Annotated in this window: 19 protein-coding genes; 17 read left to right on the top strand and 2 right to left on the bottom strand. The window is 33.7% G+C overall.

Features of this window, described 5'->3' with window-relative positions; genetic code table 11:
* The first annotated feature begins 62 nt into the window (after nucleotides 1-62).
* The 4 genes from metF to WBG07_RS08020 are packed head-to-tail and all read left to right on the top strand — an operon-like array spanning nucleotide 63 to nucleotide 4,049.
* Entirely contained in the window at nucleotides 63-1,019 is a 957-nt protein-coding gene (gene metF, locus WBG07_RS08035) for a methylenetetrahydrofolate reductase [NAD(P)H] (protein WP_340200197.1), read from the top strand.
* A gap of 25 nt (nucleotides 1,020-1,044) precedes the next feature.
* Nucleotides 1,045-2,142 (top strand): acyloxyacyl hydrolase, encoded by a 1,098-nt coding sequence (locus WBG07_RS08030; RefSeq protein ID WP_340200195.1) that lies wholly within the window; start codon nucleotides 1,045-1,047, stop codon nucleotides 2,140-2,142.
* 39 nt (nucleotides 2,143-2,181) lie between these two features.
* On the top strand, nucleotides 2,182-2,934 hold the full coding sequence (locus WBG07_RS08025; protein WP_340200193.1) for a head GIN domain-containing protein: 753 nt from the start codon (nucleotides 2,182-2,184) through the stop codon (nucleotides 2,932-2,934).
* A 20-nt stretch (nucleotides 2,935-2,954) separates the two neighbouring features.
* A complete protein-coding gene (locus WBG07_RS08020) occupies nucleotides 2,955-4,049 on the top strand; it encodes a serine hydrolase domain-containing protein (protein WP_340200191.1) in 1,095 nt (364 codons plus the stop codon).
* On the opposite strand, the gene gldA is transcribed toward WBG07_RS08020, so the two are convergent.
* Nucleotides 4,021-4,935, bottom strand: a complete 915-nt coding sequence (gldA, locus tag WBG07_RS08015; protein ID WP_340200189.1) for a gliding motility-associated ABC transporter ATP-binding subunit GldA — start codon at nucleotides 4,933-4,935, stop codon at nucleotides 4,021-4,023. The two genes, WBG07_RS08020 and gldA, sit on opposite strands and share 29 nt — an antisense overlap.
* A 300-nt stretch (nucleotides 4,936-5,235) precedes the next feature.
* Here gldA and WBG07_RS08010 point away from each other — a divergent pair, with 300 nt between their 5' ends.
* From WBG07_RS08010 to WBG07_RS07995, 4 genes are read left to right on the top strand one after another with little or no spacing between them, the layout of a single operon-like run.
* Nucleotides 5,236-6,063 carry a prephenate dehydratase gene (locus WBG07_RS08010; protein ID WP_340200187.1) on the top strand — a complete coding sequence of 276 codons (828 nt, stop codon included), beginning with the start codon at nucleotides 5,236-5,238 and terminating at the stop codon, nucleotides 6,061-6,063.
* Nucleotides 6,060-7,205 carry a pyridoxal phosphate-dependent aminotransferase gene (locus WBG07_RS08005; protein ID WP_340200186.1) on the top strand — a complete coding sequence of 382 codons (1,146 nt, stop codon included), beginning with the start codon at nucleotides 6,060-6,062 and terminating at the stop codon, nucleotides 7,203-7,205. Before WBG07_RS08010 ends, WBG07_RS08005 begins: the two co-directional genes overlap by 4 nt.
* A gap of 11 nt (nucleotides 7,206-7,216) precedes the next feature.
* The gene (locus tag WBG07_RS08000) at nucleotides 7,217-8,077 is read left to right on the top strand and encodes a prephenate dehydrogenase (protein ID WP_340200185.1); all 861 of its coding nucleotides are present in this window, start codon (nucleotides 7,217-7,219) and stop codon (nucleotides 8,075-8,077) included.
* Between the two features lie 13 nt (nucleotides 8,078-8,090).
* Complete coding sequence (locus WBG07_RS07995) at nucleotides 8,091-9,173, top strand: chorismate mutase (protein ID WP_340200184.1); 1,083 nt, start codon at nucleotides 8,091-8,093, stop codon at nucleotides 9,171-9,173.
* 79 nt (nucleotides 9,174-9,252) lie between these two features.
* Here the strand turns inward: WBG07_RS07995 and WBG07_RS07990 are convergent, their stop codons facing one another.
* On the bottom strand, nucleotides 9,253-9,705 hold the full coding sequence (locus WBG07_RS07990) for a hypothetical protein (protein WP_340200182.1): 453 nt from the start codon (nucleotides 9,703-9,705) through the stop codon (nucleotides 9,253-9,255).
* A 98-nt stretch (nucleotides 9,706-9,803) separates the two neighbouring features.
* Between WBG07_RS07990 and rsgA the strand changes: the two genes are divergently transcribed.
* The 9 genes from rsgA (at nucleotide 9,804) to WBG07_RS07945 (ending at nucleotide 20,196) form a co-directional block, all read left to right on the top strand.
* On the top strand, nucleotides 9,804-10,754 hold the full coding sequence (gene rsgA / locus WBG07_RS07985; protein ID WP_340200181.1) for a ribosome small subunit-dependent GTPase A: 951 nt from the start codon (nucleotides 9,804-9,806) through the stop codon (nucleotides 10,752-10,754).
* A gap of 10 nt (nucleotides 10,755-10,764) precedes the next feature.
* On the top strand, nucleotides 10,765-11,217 hold the full coding sequence (dtd, locus tag WBG07_RS07980) for a D-aminoacyl-tRNA deacylase (RefSeq protein ID WP_340200180.1): 453 nt from the start codon (nucleotides 10,765-10,767) through the stop codon (nucleotides 11,215-11,217).
* 78 nt (nucleotides 11,218-11,295) lie between these two features.
* Entirely contained in the window at nucleotides 11,296-13,212 is a 1,917-nt protein-coding gene (locus tag WBG07_RS07975; RefSeq protein WP_340200178.1) for a DUF3857 domain-containing protein, read from the top strand.
* 1 nt (nucleotide 13,213) lies between these two features.
* The gene (locus tag WBG07_RS07970) at nucleotides 13,214-15,229 is read left to right on the top strand and encodes a transglutaminase domain-containing protein (RefSeq protein ID WP_340200177.1); all 2,016 of its coding nucleotides are present in this window, start codon (nucleotides 13,214-13,216) and stop codon (nucleotides 15,227-15,229) included.
* Between the two features lie 3 nt (nucleotides 15,230-15,232).
* Complete coding sequence (locus WBG07_RS07965; RefSeq protein ID WP_340200176.1) at nucleotides 15,233-15,559, top strand: nucleotide pyrophosphohydrolase; 327 nt, start codon at nucleotides 15,233-15,235, stop codon at nucleotides 15,557-15,559.
* A gap of 98 nt (nucleotides 15,560-15,657) precedes the next feature.
* Nucleotides 15,658-16,893, top strand: a complete 1,236-nt coding sequence (aroA, locus tag WBG07_RS07960; protein ID WP_340200174.1) for a 3-phosphoshikimate 1-carboxyvinyltransferase — start codon at nucleotides 15,658-15,660, stop codon at nucleotides 16,891-16,893.
* A 90-nt stretch (nucleotides 16,894-16,983) separates the two neighbouring features.
* The gene (gene queA, locus WBG07_RS07955) at nucleotides 16,984-18,033 is read left to right on the top strand and encodes a tRNA preQ1(34) S-adenosylmethionine ribosyltransferase-isomerase QueA (RefSeq protein WP_340200172.1); all 1,050 of its coding nucleotides are present in this window, start codon (nucleotides 16,984-16,986) and stop codon (nucleotides 18,031-18,033) included.
* 70 nt (nucleotides 18,034-18,103) lie between these two features.
* On the top strand, nucleotides 18,104-19,144 hold the full coding sequence (gene rlmN / locus WBG07_RS07950; RefSeq protein ID WP_340200170.1) for a dual-specificity RNA methyltransferase RlmN: 1,041 nt from the start codon (nucleotides 18,104-18,106) through the stop codon (nucleotides 19,142-19,144).
* 74 nt (nucleotides 19,145-19,218) lie between these two features.
* The gene (locus WBG07_RS07945; RefSeq protein ID WP_340200169.1) at nucleotides 19,219-20,196 is read left to right on the top strand and encodes a polyprenyl synthetase family protein; all 978 of its coding nucleotides are present in this window, start codon (nucleotides 19,219-19,221) and stop codon (nucleotides 20,194-20,196) included.
* The last annotated feature ends 102 nt before the right edge of the window (nucleotides 20,197-20,298 follow it).

The following is a 20,298-nucleotide window of genomic DNA, read 5'->3' as shown; positions in this document are numbered from 1 at the left end:
AAAAATACTATAAAAATTAAAAGTGGAGTTTATTTAAACGAACACTAAAATTAAAAAAAAAGATGAAAGTTACCCAACATATAGAGAATGCAAAAGACAGTACGTTATTTTCTTTTGAGATTCTTCCACCACTCAAAGGTCAAAACATACAATCAATTTTTGATAGTATAGATCCGCTCATGGAGTTCAAACCTCCATTTATAGACGTGACATATCACAGAGAAGAATATATTTACAAAGAACATGAAAATGGATTGTTAGAAAAAAAGGTAGTCCGAAAAAGACCCGGCACTGTGGGTATTTGTGCCGCAATTCAAAATAAATATCAGGTAGATGCAGTACCACATATTTTATGCGGAGGGTTTACAAAAGAAGATACAGAGAATTTTTTGATAGATCTTGATTTCTTAGGTATAGACAATGTAGTGGCCTTAAGAGGGGATGCTGTTAAGAGCGAAACTTATTTTAAACCTGAAAAAGAAGGGAATCCATATGCCATAGACTTGGTGAAACAGATTGTAGATCTAAATAAAGGAATTTATTTGGATGAAGATGTTTTGAATAAGGCTACTACAGACTTTTGTGTGGGAGTAGCGGGTTATCCAGAAAAGCATATGGAGGCGCCTAGCCTAGATAGTGATATCCATTTTTTAAAGAAAAAGGAAGAGGCAGGAGCCACTTATGTAGTAACACAAATGTTTTTTGACAATTCAAAGTTTTTTGAATTTACGAAGAAGTGTAGAAGTGCAGGAATTACTATTCCTATTATCCCTGGGCTAAAACCACTGGCAAATAAGAAACAGCTCAATATGATTCCACATCGTTTTAGTGTAGACCTTCCAGACCAGCTAATAAATGCTGTTATAAAATGTAAGGATAATAAAGAAATAAGACAGGTGGGGATAGAATGGTGCATTGCACAAAGCAAAGAATTAGTAAAAAGTGGAGTGCCTGTTTTACATTATTACTCTATGGGTAAAGCACAAAATATAAAAGCAATCGCTAGCGAAGTTTTTTAAATATATAGTACATTTGCCCCTGTTTATGGGCAAAAATATTTTCCGGCTATTCTTTTTTTTATGTACCCTCTGTGTTTTTTCTCAAGAAAACAAAACCAGTGGCGTTCTAGATGTTAATTACTTTTATGGCAATGTAGCAAGGCATAATGATGATATTCTTCATTTAATTACAGGTCACCCAGAGGGTTTGATCTTGAGTTACAGTAAAAAAACATTTGGATATGAAGAATGGGAACAACAATATAATTATCCAGATTACGGACTTTCTTTTACCTATCAGAATTTAAAAAATGAATTTTTAGGCGAGAATTACGGTTTATACGCGCACTATAATTTTTATTTTCTTAAACGAAAATTGATGTTTCGTATTGCTCAGGGACTGGCAGTTACAACCAATCCTTACAATCGAGAAACGAATTTTAGAAATGTAGCTTTTGGAACACGTTTGTTAAGTAGCACCTATGTAATGCTTAATTACAGAAAAGAGAATATACTGGATAGATTCGGATTACAAGGAGGCTTTTCTTTAATACATTATAGTAATGCAAATGTTGAAGCGCCAAATACAAGCGTAAATTCTATTACATTCAATCTTGGTGTAACCTATAATTTGGAAGATAACTTGCCTGAATACATTTATAATTTGGAAAAGAAGGATTATAGAACACCTTGGAATTATAATATGTTGGTTAGAACAGGGATAAACGAAAGTGATGTAATTGATAGTGGTCAGTTCGGCTTTCTTGTTTTTACCGCCTATGCAGATAAAAGATTAAACAGAAAAAGTGGAATACATGCTGGTGCAGAATTATTTTTGTCTAATTTCTTAAAAGAATACATCACCTATCGAGGAGTTGCTTTTCCAGGTGATTTCGGGATTAATGGAGATGAAGATTATAAACGAGTAGGTGTTTTTGTAGGTCACGAATTATATATTAATCGTTTTTCAGTTTTAACCCAATTGGGATATTATGTATATTATCCCGTAGAATTTGAAGGGCGAGTCTATATAAGAGCTGGACTTAAACGGTATTTTGGGAAGCGTTTCTTTGGTGAATTAACCTTGAAATCACATGGTGCAAAGGCAGAAACCGTAGAATTTGGTTTGGGGATTCGGTTATAACAAATACTAAAAGTAAAGACACTTGAAAAAAAACTAGGAATGAAAAAAACGGTGTATTTTATTTTAATTATAGGGATGTTATTTTCATGCGATAATGAAAGCGTTCCAAATTGTTTTAAATCTGTCGGTAAAACTGTTCAGCAAGAGAGAGAAGTAGTTACTTTTTCTAAAATATTGGTAAATGAAGGTATCAGCTTAATTATAAAGCAAGGCAACGAGTATACGGTAATCATAGAATCTGGGGAAAACCTTATTAATGATATACAGGTTAAAATAGAAGAAGGAAGATTGATTCTAACAAATAATAATAACTGCAACTTTTTTAGGTCTTATGAGAATACTACGGCTTTTGTAACCGTGCCTAATTTAACCGAAATAAGAAGCTCAACTCAATTTGACATCCACTCGGAAGGTGTCTTGAATTTTGAAAACCTTACCATTATCTCGGAAGATTTTTTAGATACATCTTTGCAAAGTGTGGGAAATTTTTATTTAAATATTCAATGCAGAAATTTAAAAGTAGTATTTAATAATCTTTCTAATGCATTTATTGAAGGTACTGTTGAAGAGGTAGATATCGAATTTCAGTCTGGGAATGGAAGATTTGAAGCCGAAAATCTCATTATTGATAATGCCGCCGTTTTTCACCGGGGAACCAATGATATAATATTAAATACTACGAATTCATTGATTGGTGATATTTTTAGTACTGGAAATATTATTTCTGTAACCAGACCAGATCAAGTAGAGGTGATTGAACACTATAGGGGAAGATTAATTTATAAAGATTGATGAATCGTAAAATTCTAATAATGATATTTTTTGGTTTCTTCTCATTTCTGAATTCATTATTTGCTCAGGAAAATCCAGAGATTCCTCAAATAGCATTTGTAGGGAGTAATAAAAAGGTAGATAGGGTTGTTAAAAGAATTATTAGAAAGAAAAAAACACCTGGACTGGCAATTACAGTTTCAAAAAATGGAAACACTATCTTTCAAAAAGGGTATGGTTATGCTAATATTGAAAAAAAAATACCTGTAAATGCAAAAACAAGTGTTTTTAGAGTAGCAAGTGTATCAAAACCATTAGCAGCAACCGTTTTGGCAAAAATGGTGGAGCAAGAAAAAATAGATTTAGATACTTCATTGTATACATATCTTCCAGAGTTTCCAAAAAAGAAGTATGATTTTACGATTAGACAATTAGGAGGACATCTTGCTGGAATTCGTACTTATAAAGACAATGAGTTTTTAAATAATAATCCGCTTTCTATCTCAGAAGGAGTCGCACTTTTTGCAAACGACAAACTGTTATTTGAACCAGGTACCAAATATTTTTACAATAGTTATGATTGGGTTCTTATTTCTGCCGCAGTACAAAATATAACCAAAACCCCTTTTGAGAAGTATACAAAAGAAAATGTGTTAGTACCATTACAAATGAATCATACCTATCCAGATTCTACAAGTATTAACATTCCAGAATTAGTATCATTTTATAGTCGGGCAAGGGGAAAAAAGTTTAGAAAAGCAAAAACGGTAAATAATTTCTTTAAACTGGCAGGAGGGGGTTTTTTATCTACTTCCGAAGATATTAGCAAATTAGGAAATGCTTATTTGGTTACTAACTTTTTAAAGCCTGAAGTTATCTCAGAATTTCTTACGTCTCAAAAAATTGGTGATAAACTCACTTATTATGGTATTGGGTGGGAAGTAAGTTATGACCATAAGAAAAGACCTTATATGGGGCATACAGGAAATGGCGTTGGTGGTTATGCATTTTTTAGAATTTATCCAGCTCAACAAATGGTCTTTACTATTTTAACTAATATGACTAATCCAGCTATAGAAAAGGAATTTCGTATCATTGTTGATGAAATTATGTCTGCTGTTTTACCTGTTGAGTAGTAAGCTCTGTAAAGAGGCTTTCCAGATTTCTATTCTTTTGATTTAGTTGTAGTGTCTTCAGTCCATTATCATGCGCAAAATCAAAAACTGCCGGACGCATATCCGTAGATCCCTTAAATTGTAATTCATAACTAAATCCTCCAGTATTTTTAACAGAGATAACCCCAGGGAGTTTGCTAAGCAAAATTTCCTCTACACGATAATCAAACTCTACCAGAATAATTTGCTTTTGTCCCTCATGTAGGTCAGCTAATTTTTGGTCCGCTACAATTTTTCCTTTGTCAATAATAATAACACGTTCACAAATTGCTTCTACCTCTTGCATAATATGTGTAGAAAGCAGAATCGTTTTTTCTTTCCCCATGTTTTTTATAAGCTCACGCATTTCAATAAGCTGATTAGGGTCTAGGCCTGTAGTAGGTTCATCTAAAATCAATACCCCTGGGTCATGAAGTAGCGCATTAGCCAGGCCAACACGTTGGCGATACCCTTTTGATAATTGGCCTATTTTTTTATGTGATTCAGAAGAAAGCCCGGTTATTTCAATTACCTCAGCTATTCTGGTAGCGGGAATTTTGTAAATAGAGGCATTAAACCCTAAATACTCCTTTACATACATGTCAAGATATAAGGGATTGTGTTCAGGAAGGTAACCTATTTTTTGTTGTACCATTTTCTTTTGAGTAACCACATCATAACCACCAACCATTGCAGATCCTTCATCTGCCTTAAGGTAGGTAGTTAAAATCTTCATTAAGGTAGATTTTCCAGCACCATTAGGCCCTAAAAGACCTACAACCTCTCCTTTCTTTACGGTAAAAGACAATTGGTTAAGTGCCTTCTGAGATCCGTAGCTTTTTGTGATTGAATTTACCTTTATAGACATTACCTTTTTTTTCAAAAATAACCATATATGGGTAAAATAAGAATATAGTTTTCAATTCTTTCATTTTCGATAACGTTTTAGTTATTTTTTTGTAATTTTTTTGTTTTAAGTTTTAAAAATAAACGCTACTTTAGCCTAGTGTTAATATGATTAATTGATGATAACGACTATTTTATTCAATAAAAGTTTCTTTTTCTTCTTCTATTACTTTAGAGGACAGGGGAGGCTTTTTTAATATTGAACGTTATCAATAAAAATATAAAGAGTCTCGGTAAATCGAGGCTTTTTTTTTAGTAAAAAATGGAAGGTAAAGTAGCAATACAAGGTATAAAGGGGTCTTTTCACCATCAAGTGGCAAGAGAATATTTTGGTGAACATATAAATATCTGCGAGTGTATGTCGTTTGATAAGCTTGCAGACAACCTGATTGATAAAAGTGCGGATATAGGAGTCATGGCAATTGAAAATTCTATTGCAGGCTCCATTATACCTAATTATGCCATAATAGATAGTAGGCATTTACACATTATTGGAGAATTCTACCTAAACATTCACCATAATTTAATGGCCATGTCTGGACAAAGTATTTCAGATTTAAAGGAAGTACACTCGCATCCAATGGCATTGTTGCAATGCAAGGAGTTTTTTAGAAACTATCCTGATATTAAATTAGTTGAAGATGCAGATACTGCGGAAACAGCGCAAAGAATACACAACAATAAAATACACGGTTTAGGAGCCATAGCAAGTTCAGTGGCTGCAAAATTATACGACCTTGAGATTCTGGCTCCAGAGATACAAACTATTAAGAACAATGTGACACGTTTTGTAATAGTTAAGAATAGAAATTCCATCATACCAGAAGATGAAATAAGTAAAGCTTCTTTAAAATTTCAATTAGATCATAAAAGAGGAAGTCTTGCTACTGTTTTAAATGTAATGAGCGATTGCAAACTTAGTTTGACCAAAATTCAATCTTTACCTAAAATTGATACACCATGGAAGTATTCTTTTTTTGTGGATGTGACGTTTAAAACTTACTCAGATTTTCAAAAGGCTAAATCCATTATTAACATTATGGCAGATCATTTTAAGGTACTCGGTGAATACAAAAATGCACGTATATGATACAATATGCAAATAGATTGAATACGGTAGAGGAGTACTATTTTTCTAAAAAATTAAGGGAAGTACGTGCACTTATAGCGCAGGGAAAACCTATAATTAATATGGGTATTGGTAGTCCAGATTTGCCGCCCCCTCCAAATGTGATTAAAACGATACAAGAGGCTGTATTGGAAGAAGGTGCGCATCAATATCAAAGCTATCAGGGAATTCCTGAGATGAGAAAAGCGATGGCAAATTTCTATCAGACAAATTTTGATGTTACTCTTAATCCTGATGATGAAGTACTGCCTCTAATGGGATCAAAAGAAGGTATTATGCATATTAGCATGGCTTTTTTGAATGAAGGTGATGTGGCATTAATTCCTAATCCAGGTTATCCAACCTATAGCTCAGTAACTAAATTAGTAGGCGCAAAGGTAAAAACCTACGACCTTACCGCTGAGAATAATTGGTATCCTGATATTAAAAAATTAGAAGCAACCAATCTTTCAAGAGTAAAAATAATGTGGGTAAATTATCCTCATATGCCTACTGGCACCAATGCAGATTTGAGTAGATTAAAAGAAATCATAGCTTTTGGCGCCAGAAATCATATTCTAATTATTAATGATAATCCATACAGTTTCGTGCTCAATAATTCACCTAGTAGCATTCTAAAAGCCACTGGGAATCAATCTCACGTAATGGAGTTAAATTCTCTTAGTAAAACGTTTAATATGGCGGGTTGGCGAGTAGGAATGCTTGCAGGAGATAGTGAACATATTAAAGCTGTGTTAAAGGTAAAAAGTAATATGGATAGTGGAATGTTCTACGGAATACAAAAAGGAGCAGTTCAGGCGTTAAATAGCAGTTCTGATTGGTATGAAACATTAAATAAAACCTACAAAAGTAGAAGAGAACACATATTTAATTTAGCAGATAAACTAGACTGCACTTTTGATAAAAATGGCGTGGGAATGTTTGTGTGGGCAAAGCTTCCATCAACCGCGAAAAAAGCGGAAGAATTTATAGATGATATATTAATAGAAAAAAATGTCTTTATAACACCAGGAACTATCTTTGGTTCTAATGGAGAAGGTTACATACGCTTTTCATTATGCCTATCAGGAGATAAAATTAAAGAAGCATTAAGTAGATTTTAAAATAGGGAAGGATGAATGTTTTTGTTATTGGATTAGGTTTAATTGGAGGCTCTATGGCCAAAGATATAAAGGCAACTAACAAGGAAGCAGTGCTTTTTGGAATTGATGCAAATGAAAATCACATAGAAGAAGCTATTAAAATTGGTTTTATAGATAGAAAAGCAACCTTTGAAATGCTGGATAAAGCAGATATAGTGATTGCAGCAATTCCCGTAGATAAGTTAATTAAGCTTCTTCCAGAAATTTTAGACATCGTGGATCATGAAACACTGGTGTTTGATGTAGGTTCTACGAAAGAATTAGTATGTAAGGCGGTAGCAAAACATCCTAAAAGAAGAAATTTTCTAGCAGCACACCCTATAAGCGGTACAGAATTTTCAGGACCATCTGCAGCAATTGAAAATTTATTTAAAGGGAAAACCAATATTATTTGTGAGGTTGAGAAAACAGCTTTCAAATTACAAGAGATCGCATTAGAATTATTTCGGAATATGGGTATGAGAATTCGATATATGGATGCTGCCTCTCATGATAAACACATAGCCTATATGTCACACCTGTCACATATAAGTTCTTTTATGTTAGGGAAAACCGTAATTGAGAAGGAGAAAAATGAACGTGATATATTTGACATGGCAAGTAGCGGATTTGAAAGTACGGTAAGACTTGCAAAAAGCTCACCAGCTATGTGGACACCTATATTTAAGCAAAACAAAACCAATATAATTGAAACTTTAGAGGAATACATACTTAACTTACAAAGATTTAAGAATTTAATGGAAAATGATCACTATGAGGCAATTTTTCAGGAAATGGAAGACACTAACAGAATTAAAGAAATATTAAACGGAATTACAATAAAACACAACTAGAAATTTAGGAAAAATGGAAAATAACAAGCAAATGAGATCCTGGTTAGATCAGTTTGGACTTAGCCACCCTTTAGTTATCGCTGGTCCCTGCAGTGCGGAGACGGAAGAACAGGTATTAAAAATAGCACATGAGCTTAAAGATAGTGATACAAATGTTTTAAGAGCCGGAATTTGGAAACCAAGAACCCGCCCCGGTATGTTTGAAGGGGTAGGCGCAATTGGTTTAAAGTGGTTACAAAAAGCGAAAGAAGAAACAGGCATGCTCACGGCTACAGAAGTAGCAAACCCTGCACATGTAAAACTAGCATTAGATCATGATGTAGATATTTTATGGATTGGCGCTAGAAGTACAGTAAGTCCTTTTATTATTCAGGAAATAGCAGATTCACTTAAAGGAACCGATAAAATTGTGCTTATTAAGAACCCGGTTAATCCAGATTTAGCACTATGGTTAGGAGCGGTAGAGCGATTATATAAATCAGATATAAAAAACCTTGGGGTCATTCACAGAGGCTTTTCAACCTATGAAAAGACAAAGTATAGAAATATTCCAGAATGGCAATTGCCTATTGAATTACAAAATAAGTTTCCAGACCTTCCTCTTATTTGCGATCCTTCACATATCACAGGAAATAGAGAAATGATATTTGATGTTTGTCAAACTGCTTTAGATCTTAATTATGATGGATTAATGATAGAGACACATACCGATCCTGATGATGCATGGAGTGATGCAGCGCAACAAGTAACACCAACTGCCTTAGTTCAAATAATGAAAGATCTAAGAATACGTAAAGAAACAGATGAAGAAGCGGAGTACAATTCTAAAATATCTAATCTTAGAGCTCAAATAGATGTAATTGACAATCAATTATTAGACATTTTGGGAAAACGCATGAAAGTAGCGGGTGATATTGGAGACTTAAAGAAGCAGAAAAACGTAGCCGTTTTACAAAGCAAACGTTGGAATGAGATCTTGGGTAAAATGATTTTAGAAGGAGAAGGTAGAGGCTTAAGTGAAGAGTTTGTTTTGAGAATGTTCAAGGCAATTCACCAAGAATCTATTAACCACCAGGAAAAAATTATGAATTCATAATATCTAAATGGTAAGTAAAAAGGGCTTTCTCTAAATAAAGAGAAAGCCCTTTTTTTATGGGATTATTAAAACTTAAATGTTATTTAGCTCTTTTAAAAATATACCTAGTAATAAAAATACCTTGTTTGTCTCCTTTTCCACCATCACTTTCTACGGCACTTACCACAAAAGCAAGTTCCCATCCTTCTTCAATCATAGTGTTAATTTTTGAAGTAATTACAGCATCATTAGCAGCAATATTTTGAAATCGAATACCACCAATATTGTAAAAGTTTAATAATTTGGTTTCATCAAAATTCTTTACTCGAATATCACCGCGATCAGATTTATTTCTTTCGTCATTTTCATCAGATCTGGTAGAAGTAAATTCTTTATAATCTCTTTCTTCGTTGGCTGAAACAATACGAGAACGACCAAGACCACTTGAAACAATAGACTCAACGCTTGTAATAACTTTGTATTCGTAGCCTTGAGCATGAATACTTACGAATGTTAAAAAAACGAGTACAGTAAGTAAAAAAGATCTTTTCATAATGTAGTATAATTAAGTTTAGATTGCCAATTTACTAATTTCCTATTTTTCTTCTGCATTAAAATATAGTTATCTTGCAAATCTTATTTAGAAAATGAATGACTGGAAGAGTATATAAGTCTACAGGTAGTTGGTATTTTGTAAAAACTAAAACGGGTGAAAGTTACGAATGCCGTATTAAAGGAAAGTTTAGAATTAAAGGAATACAAAGTACTAATCCTGTTGCAGTAGGAGATTTTGTAGATTTTAAGTTGGAGACCAAAGGAGACGAGACTGTAGGGATTATTCACCGGATTAAAGACCGTAAAAATTACATTATTCGTAAATCGGTAAAACTTTCCAAAAGAACTCATATTATTGCCGCAAATATTGATCAGGTTTTTTTAATAATCACTTTAAATAACCCTCCCACATTTACTGGTTTTATAGATCGGTTTCTAGTTACCGCAGAGGCCTATGGCATAAAAACTATTCTTCTCTTTAATAAGGTTGATACTTATAATGAAGATGAACTTCTAGAAGTAAAATATCTTGCGGCATTATACCGGGAGATAGGTTACACCTGTATTGGAATATCAGCTGAGACTGGTAAAAACGTAGATCAGGTAGTTCAATTAATGAAAGGGAAAGTAAGCATGTTTGCAGGACATTCAGGAGCTGGTAAATCCACTTTAATCAACTATATCTGTCCAGATTTAAATTTGAGAACTTCAGAAATTTCAGAACAACATAAACAAGGACAGCATACAACCACATTTGCCGAAATGTTTGATCTTCCTAATGATATTAAAATTATTGATACTCCGGGTATCAAGGGCTTTGGTATTGTGGATATGGAAAAAGAAGAATTAGGAGACTATTTCCCAGAATTTTTTGAGTTAAAGCCCAATTGTAAATTCAATAATTGCGTGCATATAGAAGAACCTGGATGTGCTGTGAAGAAAGCATTAGAGAATGATGCCATTGCATGGAGCAGGTACAAAAGTTATTTACAAATAATTGAAGGCGAGGAAGAAAATTACAGGACTGATATTTATAAAGAAGATTGAATTAAAAAAAATGAGAGTAGTAATTCAGCGCGTAAGCACAGCAAATGTTGTAGTTGAAAATAAAGTGGTTGCTCAGATTAATCAAGGTCTTTTGATTTTATTAGGAATAGAAGAAGAAGATAATCAAGAAGATATTCAATGGCTTACACGTAAAATTGCCGGACTTAGAATTTTTAATGACCTGGAAGGCGTTATGAATCTATCCTTAATTGATATTGATGGAGAAGCTTTAATAGTAAGTCAGTTCACCCTACATGCGTCTGTTAAAAAGGGCAATAGACCCTCTTATATTCGTGCTGCTAAACCGTCCATCGCTATTCCACTGTATGAAGCATTTATCAAGAATTTTGAACAAATAATTCACAAAAAGGTAAGTACTGGAATCTTTGGATCAGATATGAAAGTTAGGCTTTTAAATGATGGTCCGGTGACTATAAGTATAGACTCCAAAAATCGGGAATAATTCTTCCATTGGTCGAAAGAATTATTGTATGTGTAAATTCTTTTTTATATTTCTACATTCAAGTGAAACCATATATTAATGAACTTTTTCTTTTTAAGGGTTTTTGTTTTTAGTATAATCAATGTTGTTGTCCTAAGTGCTCAAGATTTTGATTATTCCTCATTAACAATCTCAGCTGATCTTAAAAAAAATGCAAATGCTGTTGTTAGATTAGATTCCAAGATTATGACCATCTTAAGTGTAGATGATATGGAAATTAGCTACAGAAGAGTGGTAACCGTTTTTAATAAATCTGGAAATCGTTTGGTGAAGGCTGGCGTAGGTTATGATGATAGTAGAAAAGTGATAGATATTGAAGCACGTATTTATGATCAGTTGGGTAATGAAATTAAAAAAATAAAGTCCAAAGATTTTAGTGATGAAAGTGCTATTAGTGGAGGCACCTTATATTCTGATTCTAGAGTATTATGCCTTGATTATAATCCAGTTAGTTATCCATACACCGTAGATTTTACGTATACATTGAAAACCTCAGTTACGGTTTTTATACCTTCCTGGACTCCAGTATTGAATTATTATCAAAGTGTTGAAAAAGCTACCTATACAATCAATAATCTAATGGGATCTGAATTGTTTTTTAAGAAAAAGAACTTTGAAGGTTATGGAATTGAGAACACTACTTCTGATAATAGCATTCATTACAAAGTACATAATATACAAGCAATCAAACCAGAAGATTTAAGTCCGTCTGTAATAAAATTTGTTCCAAGGCTATTGGTAGCTTGTAAAGAATTTAATGCAAATGGTGTATTAGGACAAGCCTCAGATTGGAAAGAGTATGGTAAGTGGATGTATGAAAAAATACTTTCAGGCAGGCAGCAGCTTGCGCCAGAAACAGCCAATAGTATAAAACAGCTAACAGCGAATGTAGAAGATCCTATAGAAAAAGCAAAAATCGTATATAATTTTGTACAAGATAATACCCGGTATATCAGTGTACAAGTAGGTATTGGTGGATATCAACCTATAAGTGCAGCAGCCGTTGACGAGGTGAAGTATGGTGATTGTAAAGGATTAACTAATTATACACAAGCGCTACTAGAAACAGTAGGTGTTTCTGCATATTATACACATGTAGAATCTGGTAGAAGAAAAATGAGTTTGGAAGATGATTTTGCATCTTTAAGTCAGGGAGATCATGTAATTCTTAATATCCCTTATAAAGGGAAGGATTACTGGCTGGATTGTACAAGTCAAATACATCCTTTTGGGTTTGTTGGGGATTTTACAGATGATCGTGATGTATTGGTAATGACTCCTGAAGGGGGTATTATTAAACATACACCTCGTTATTTGGATACTACCAATGTATTAAAGACATCAGCTCTAATAAAACTAGATGATAAAGGAGCGTTGAAAGGGAATGTTGAAATACAGGCAACTGGAATTGAATATGATAATAGGTTCTATATGGAACGTTTAGGGGTAGATGATCAGGTTAAACATTATAAAAATCATTGGAATTACATCAATAATTTAAAAGTTTTTAATATACAATTTCAAAACTTAAAAGATCGTATTCTTTTTGAAGAAACTCTGGATATTGAGGCACTTGCTTACGGTACCATGAGCGGCAATCGAATTTTGTTTGCACCCAATGTATTCAATAAGGAAACCCGTATTCCCAATCGCTACCGGAATCGTACTTTAGATTTTGAAATAGAAAGAGGCTACTTTCATGAAGCAGCTTTTGAAATCAAATTACCAGAAGGGTATATTATAGAAGCAAAACCTGAAAACCTAATTGCCAAGAGTAAATACGGTATCTATAAGGCCATAATAGAAATCAAGGATGGTACGGTTTATTACAAGCGTAGTTTTCTTGAGAAGCATGGTGCTTATGGAAAAGAAGAATATAAAGCATATCGAGATTTTAAACGTAAAGTGGCCGGCTTCGATAATGCAAAAATTGTTTTAATAAAAATGACTAAGTAAAATGAACAAACTGATTACTTTTTTAATACTGTGTTTTTTAATCATAGGTACATCATGGGCACAAGATGATTTTAAATTTGGAAAACCACCTAAAGAATTACTAACTCAAACGGCGCATGCTTTAGAACCAGATACAGATGCTGCTATTGTATATAAAAGAAATCGTATTTTCTTTGAATATCAAAAGAATAAAGGTTTTGTGCTAAAAAAGGAGATAGAATTGCGGTTAAAGGTCTATTCAAAAGAAGGTACTGGCTGGGGGACCTTTGAAATTCCATTAATTGTTTCAGCAAATGATGAAGAAAAGGTAAGTGGGATTAAAGGGTATACCTTTAATGTTGTGGATGGTAAAATCACAGATGAAAAGCTTAAAAAAGAAGGGATTTTTGAAGAAGAAATGAATAGGTATAGAAATAAAACATCTATTACGATGCCTAGTGTCAAAGAAGGAAGTGTAATTGATCTAACGTACACCATCTATTCGCCTTTTTTAAGCAATGTAGGTGAGGTTATGTTTCAATACGCTATACCTGTTGATGAGGTTTATACCAAAGTTGATATTCCAGAATATTATGTTTTTAAGACCTATAGCAAAGGTTTTTTTCCAATAAACTATGAGGAAAGTTTAGAAAATCTAACCATTAATTTCACTTCAAAAAACAGGAGAAGGAATGACCTTACCTCGCAAACTTCTTTCTCAAATGAAAACGTCACCATAAAAGAAAATGTGTATAGCATATCTGCCAAGAATATCCCTTCTTTAAAAGAAGAGTTATATACCAATAACATTGATAACTATAGAACAGCAATAATTTTTGAACTATCTTCTATACAATGGCCAGGAGAACCTTATAAAAATATGGCACAAACTTGGGATGATGTTACTAAAAGTATTTATCAAATAGACGATTTTGGGAATGAGTTAAATAAAACAAGATATTTTGAACAAGATATAGATGCCTTAATTGGTACTACTACAGATGAAGCAAAAAAAGCGGCCCTCATTTTTAATTACATAAAATCTAAAATGATCTGGAATGATTATTATGGATTTACAACTGACGATGGTGTTAAAAAAGCTTATGAAGAAAATACTGGGAATGTAGCTGAGATTAATTTAATGCTCACGGCAATGTTGCGTTATGCAGGCATCAATGCAAACCCTGTCTTAGTAAGCACAAGATCTAATGGTATTCCTTTATATCCTACAAGAAACGGATTTAACTATGTAATAGCAGCTATAGAAGTAGAAAATGCGGTAATCTTGTTAGATGCCACCGATAAAAACAGTTCACCCAACATACTTCCAGCGCATGTGTTAAACTGGAACGGACGCCTGATCCGTGAAGATGGTAGCTCCTCGGTGATCAATCTGATCCCTTCCAAAAAATCTAATGAGTTTTACAATATGAGTGTGAAATTGTCTGAAAATGGAGATGCAGAAGGAAGAATACGCATGTTTTGTACAGAACATATCGCCTTAGATTACCGACAAAACATCAAGCCTTTGGTAAAAGAACAATACTTGGAAAGACTTGAAAATGCATATAACGGAATTGAAATATCTAATTATGAAGTGAAAAATACAGATGATATATCAAAACCAATTATAGAAACCTATGGTTTTTATGCAGAAAATGTTTTTGAAGTAGTAGGTGATAAACTATATATTTCACCATTACTTTTTATGGCAGAAACTGAGAATCCATTTAAAGCAGAAAAGCGTGAATATCCTGTTGACTTTACCTATCCTAGAATGGAGAAATATATGTTTAATATACAATTACCTGAAGGATATAAAATTGAATCATTACCAGAAAATGCAGCTGTACAATTACCAGATAATTTAGGTATCTTTAAATATAAAATAACATCCAATACTATAAGTGTACAGGTATTAGCATCGGTAGAGATCAACAGCGCGATTTTACCAGCGGCGTATTACGATATCCTTAAAGAATATTTCAAACAGATTATTGACAAAGAAGCAGAAAAAATAGTTCTTTCAAAAGCATAACTCATGAACATAGAAAATGCACAAGAAGCGGTAGATATTTGGATAAAAGAGCATGGCGTACGCTACTTCAATGAGCTCACTAATATGGCGCAGCTTACCGAAGAAGTAGGAGAAGTTGCCAGAATTATAGCTCGTAGATATGGAGAACAGAGTGAGAAAGAAAGTGACAAATCTAAAGATTTAGGAGAAGAATTAGCAGATGTGGTTTTTGTAGTGCTTTGCCTCGCTAATCAAACCGGGATTAATCTTCAACAAGCTTTTGATAAGAAAATGGACAAGAAAACAAAACGAGATCACGACAGGCATCACAACAATGAAAAATTAAAATAATTGCCGTACCTTGCGAGAAGGTTTTACAGTAAGGCTGTCTTTAATGAAATATTAGAGATAGCTTTACTTTTTAAATGATATTTTAAATTACAAAGGCTTTGAAACTTCTTCTTAAAGCACCTAACAAAAGGCTGCATTCTACCATTGCTATTACAGGCTCAAAAAGTGAAAGTAATCGTTTATTACTACTAAAAGCAATTTTTCCAGAAATACAAATTTCTAATTTGTCTAATTCAGACGATTCTAAACTAATGGAGGCAGCATTGGTATCTGAAAAAGACATTATAGATATTCATCATGCGGGAACTGCTATGCGATTTTTAACCTCTTTTTTCGCTACCCAAGAAGGTAGGGAAATAGTGTTGACAGGTTCATCAAGAATGCAGGAAAGACCTGTGAAGATACTAGTAGATGCCTTAAGTTCATTAGGAGCCTCTATTACTTACGAAAAAAATGAAGGATATCCTCCTCTAAGAATAAAAGGGAAAAGACTAAGTAAATCAGAGGTTACTTTAAAAGCTAATGTAAGCAGCCAGTATATATCATCTCTCTTACTGGTTGGCGCTAGTCTTGAGAACGGAATTAATTTGTATTTGGATGGTGAAATAACGTCTCTTCCATATTTAAAAATGACCATTGCACTTTTAGAAGAGATTGGAATTCGGTGTGATTTTAATAAAAATCATATCAAGGTATATCCAGCAGAAGTTATTAGCAAAACAGATTTGGTGGTAGAGTCAGATTGGAGTTCTGCTTCCTATTTTTATAGTTTGGCAGCGCTTTCTGAAGAAGCTGCTATAACATTAAAGAGTTATAAGGAGCATAGTTTGCAAGGAGATAGTGTTCTTGCAGAAATTTATCAGTTTTTTGGAGTTACCACAGAATTTGAAAATAATACCATCAGATTAATTAAGAAACAGGAGGTTAATTTAAATAGAGAAGTACTGTCATTAGACCTCACTGAAGCTCCAGATATCGCACAGACTATCGCTGTGAGCTGTTTTGGTGCTGGCAAGGGATGCCATTTAACGGGCTTACATACTTTAAAAATAAAGGAGACAGATCGTTTGGAGGCCTTAAAAATCGAATTATCTAAATTAGGTGCAAAAATTGAGGTTACAGATAAAGAACTCATACTCCAACCATCGGAAAGAATCTTTTCAGGAGTTGCTATTGACACCTATCATGATCACAGAATGGCAATGGCTTTTGCTCCTTTAGCGTTAAAAACAAACATCATCATTAATGAAGCTGAGGTGGTTTCAAAATCGTACCCTGATTTCTGGGATGATATGGAAAAAATCGGCTTTGAATTAGATTATTTAAAATCTTAAAATAAGTTATCAGAAATAAACACCTAATTACTTGACAACGCCTATACTAGGATCGTATATTTGCAGCCTTATAAAAATCTATAAAATTCTATGAAATTATCGCACTTTAGTTTTGAGCTTCCAAAAGAATTATTAGCAGAATATCCTTCAGAAAACAGAGACGAAGCCCGTCTTATGGTGGTGCACCGAGACACGGGAACCATTGAGCATAAACTTTTTAAAGATGTTATTGATTATTTTGAAGAAGGAGATGTGATGGTTTTAAATAATACCAAAGTATTTCCAGCTAGACTCTATGGTAATAAAGAGAAAACGGGTGCAAGAATAGAAGTTTTTCTATTGAGAGAGTTAAATGCAGAACAAAGACTCTGGGATGTGCTTGTAGATCCTGCAAGAAAAATAAGAATTGGAAATAAGCTTTATTTTGGTGAAGATGAAAGTTTGGTAGCTGAGGTAATAGACAATACTACCTCAAGAGGTCGTACACTTCGCTTTTTATACGATGATTCATATGAAGAATTTAGAAGGAAACTTAAGGAATTGGGAGAAACACCCTTGCCAAAGTATATAAAAAGAGATGTAGAACCGGAAGACGAAGATCGTTACCAGACAATTTATGCAAAGCATGAAGGTGCAGTTGCAGCTCCTACAGCAGGTCTTCATTTCTCAAAACACCTTCTAAAAAGATTAGAAATTAAGGGTATAGATTTTGCCGAGGTAACCTTACATGTAGGTTTGGGAACTTTCAATCCTGTAGAGGTGGAAGATCTTTCTAAACATAAAATGGATAGTGAAGAGTTGTTTATAGAAGAAAAAGCATGTGATATAGTTAATAGCGCAAAAACAAATAAAAGAAGAGTTTGTGCTGTTGGAACTACCGTAATTCGTGCACTGGAAAGTTCTGTTTCTTCAGAACATACTTTAAATACATTTAGTGGATGGACTAATAAATTTATTTTCCCTCCCTATGAGTTTAGTATTGCTAACGCAATGATTACTAATTTCCACACACCAAAATCAACATTATTGATGATGACTTCTGCTTTTGCAGGCCATGACTTAATTAAAAAAGCATATGATGAGGCTGTAAAAGAAAAGTATAAGTTTTATACGTATGGAGATGCGATGCTTATCATCTAAAAAAATCAAATCCTGCATCATGCAGGATTTTTTTTGAACCATCATTTTTTAAAAAAAGAGCACTAATTTCATGCAACCCAATAAAAAAGACATCAGGGCACTTACCAAAGAACAGCTTCGCGATTTCTTTGCTCGAAATGGAGATCAAGCTTTTCGGGGCAATCAAGTGTACGAATGGTTATGGAAAAAAGCAGCTCATTCTTTTGATGAGATGACCAATTTGTCAAAAGAAACCCGTCAGATGTTGGAAGCCAACTTTGTGATAAATCATATCAAAGTAGACCGCATGCAACGCAGTGTTGATGGGACTATTAAAAATGCAGTTCAGTTACATGACGGTCTTATTGTAGAATCTGTATTAATCCCTACCAGTAAAAGAACAACAGCCTGTGTTTCAAGTCAGGTAGGTTGCAGTTTAGATTGTAAATTTTGTGCAACAGCGAGGCTTAAAAGAATGCGCAACCTTAATCCGGATGAAATTTATGATCAAGTAGTAGTTATTGATAATGAAAGTAGACTGTACCATAATAAAGCACTTACAAATATTGTTTTTATGGGTATGGGGGAGCCTTTGATGAATTACAATAATCTTATCAAAGCTATCGATAAAATAACTGCGCCAGAAGGTTTAGGAATGTCACCCAAACGTATTACAGTCTCTACATCGGGTGTGCCAAAAATGATCAAAAGACTTGCAGATGATAAGGTTAGATTTAAGTTAGCAGTTTCATTACATTCTGCGATAGATGAAGTGAGAACCGCAATTATGCCATTCAATGAACATTTCCCATTGGCAGATTTAAGAGAGGCGTTAGAATATTGGTATGCACATACTAAGAGTAGAATTACTTATGAATATGTGGTTTGGAGAGGAATCAATGACAGAAAAGAAGATGTTGATGCATTGATTAAATTCTGCAAATTTGCCCCTTCAAAAGTAAATATTATAGAATACAACCCTATAGATGAGGGAGAATTTCAACAAGCCGAAGATAATGCGATAGAGATGTATCGGGAAATGCTTGAGAAAAATAACATTACCGTAACCGTAAGAAGATCTAGAGGAAAAGATATAGATGCAGCCTGCGGACAATTAGCCAATAAATCATAAAAGCTTTATTACCACTATTATTCTTTAGGTGGAAGTGGTGTTTCTGTTTCTGATGCCTTATCTTTGATTATCAAATGAAAGTAGTAGCACAGATTAAATCGCCCATCTATGATGAGATGGAACTTTTTGAAAAAAAGTTCTACGAATCAATGTCTTCAAAGGTGGCACTACTAAATCGGATAACCCATTTTATAGTCAATCGTAAAGGAAAACAAATGCGCCCTATGTTTGTATTTCTAGTGGCAAAAATGGTCTCTGATGGAAAGGTAAACGAAAGAACTTATAGGGGTGCTTCTGTTATAGAACTAATTCATACGGCAACACTGGTTCATGATGATGTTGTGGATGATAGCAATAGAAGAAGAGGTTTCTTTTCCATTAATGCACTTTGGAAAAACAAAATTGCAGTACTCGTTGGAGATTACTTATTGTCTAAAGGATTGCTATTATCCATAGATCATGGGGATTTTGATTTATTGGAAATTATTTCAGTTGCTGTTCGAGAAATGAGTGAAGGAGAGTTACTTCAAATTGAGAAAGCACGTAATCTTGACATTACAGAGGATGTTTATTATGAGATTATTAGACAAAAAACAGCCACTCTTATAGCCTCTTGTTGCGCTTTAGGCGCCTGTTCTGTGAATCAAAATAAAGAAGAAACCGAATTAATGCGTCAGTTTGGAGAGCTAATAGGTATGGCATTTCAAATAAAAGATGATCTTTTTGATTATACAGATGGTCCTATTGGTAAACCTACGGGTATTGATATCAAGGAGCAAAAAATGACACTTCCACTTATTTATACTATTAATAATGTGAGTAACAAAGAGCGAAGCTGGTTGATAAACTCTGTTAAGAATCACAACAAAAATAAGAAACGAGTAAAGGAAGTTATCGCATTCGTAAAATCTCACGGAGGCCTAGAATATGCAGAACAAAGAATGAAAAAATTTCAGCATGAGGCGCTTTCACTTCTACATACCTATCCTGATTCTGAATATAAAGCCTCGCTGGAATTGATGGTTAATTATGTAATTGATCGAAAAAAATAAAACCTATCTATTTGTTTATCAATTAAAAAGAAGTCTTTTTCTTTAAATAGTAAAACTTCGGGCAACCTTTTATGAGTAAATTGCGTCTATTATAAAAGAAGG

The organism is Ascidiimonas meishanensis, from assembly GCF_037782385.1.
GTDB classification, from domain to species: Bacteria; Bacteroidota; Bacteroidia; order Flavobacteriales; family Flavobacteriaceae; genus Ascidiimonas; species Ascidiimonas meishanensis.
Note: the sequence above shows the minus strand (reverse complement) of the source record. Positions and strands in the feature narration are given on the sequence as shown.

Coding starts and splice junctions, on each gene's coding strand:
- rsgA (WP_340200181.1), top strand. CDS start 9,804: ATGACTGGAAGAGTATATAAGTCTACAGGTAGTTGGTATTTTGTAAAA.
- WBG07_RS08010 (WP_340200187.1), top strand. CDS start 5,236: ATGGAAGGTAAAGTAGCAATACAAGGTATAAAGGGGTCTTTTCACCAT.
- WBG07_RS07965 (WP_340200176.1), top strand. CDS start 15,233: ATGAACATAGAAAATGCACAAGAAGCGGTAGATATTTGGATAAAAGAG.
- WBG07_RS08000 (WP_340200185.1), top strand. CDS start 7,217: ATGAATGTTTTTGTTATTGGATTAGGTTTAATTGGAGGCTCTATGGCC.
- metF (WP_340200197.1), top strand. CDS start 63: ATGAAAGTTACCCAACATATAGAGAATGCAAAAGACAGTACGTTATTT.
- WBG07_RS08025 (WP_340200193.1), top strand. CDS start 2,182: ATGAAAAAAACGGTGTATTTTATTTTAATTATAGGGATGTTATTTTCA.
- gldA (WP_340200189.1), bottom strand. CDS start 4,935: ATGTCTATAAAGGTAAATTCAATCACAAAAAGCTACGGATCTCAGAAG.
- WBG07_RS07975 (WP_340200178.1), top strand. CDS start 11,296: ATGAACTTTTTCTTTTTAAGGGTTTTTGTTTTTAGTATAATCAATGTT.
- dtd (WP_340200180.1), top strand. CDS start 10,765: ATGAGAGTAGTAATTCAGCGCGTAAGCACAGCAAATGTTGTAGTTGAA.
- queA (WP_340200172.1), top strand. CDS start 16,984: ATGAAATTATCGCACTTTAGTTTTGAGCTTCCAAAAGAATTATTAGCA.
- rlmN (WP_340200170.1), top strand. CDS start 18,104: ATGCAACCCAATAAAAAAGACATCAGGGCACTTACCAAAGAACAGCTT.
- WBG07_RS07990 (WP_340200182.1), bottom strand. CDS start 9,705: ATGAAAAGATCTTTTTTACTTACTGTACTCGTTTTTTTAACATTCGTA.
- WBG07_RS08030 (WP_340200195.1), top strand. CDS start 1,045: ATGGGCAAAAATATTTTCCGGCTATTCTTTTTTTTATGTACCCTCTGT.
- WBG07_RS07945 (WP_340200169.1), top strand. CDS start 19,219: ATGAAAGTAGTAGCACAGATTAAATCGCCCATCTATGATGAGATGGAA.
- WBG07_RS08020 (WP_340200191.1), top strand. CDS start 2,955: ATGATATTTTTTGGTTTCTTCTCATTTCTGAATTCATTATTTGCTCAG.
- WBG07_RS08005 (WP_340200186.1), top strand. CDS start 6,060: ATGATACAATATGCAAATAGATTGAATACGGTAGAGGAGTACTATTTT.
- WBG07_RS07995 (WP_340200184.1), top strand. CDS start 8,091: ATGGAAAATAACAAGCAAATGAGATCCTGGTTAGATCAGTTTGGACTT.
- WBG07_RS07970 (WP_340200177.1), top strand. CDS start 13,214: ATGAACAAACTGATTACTTTTTTAATACTGTGTTTTTTAATCATAGGT.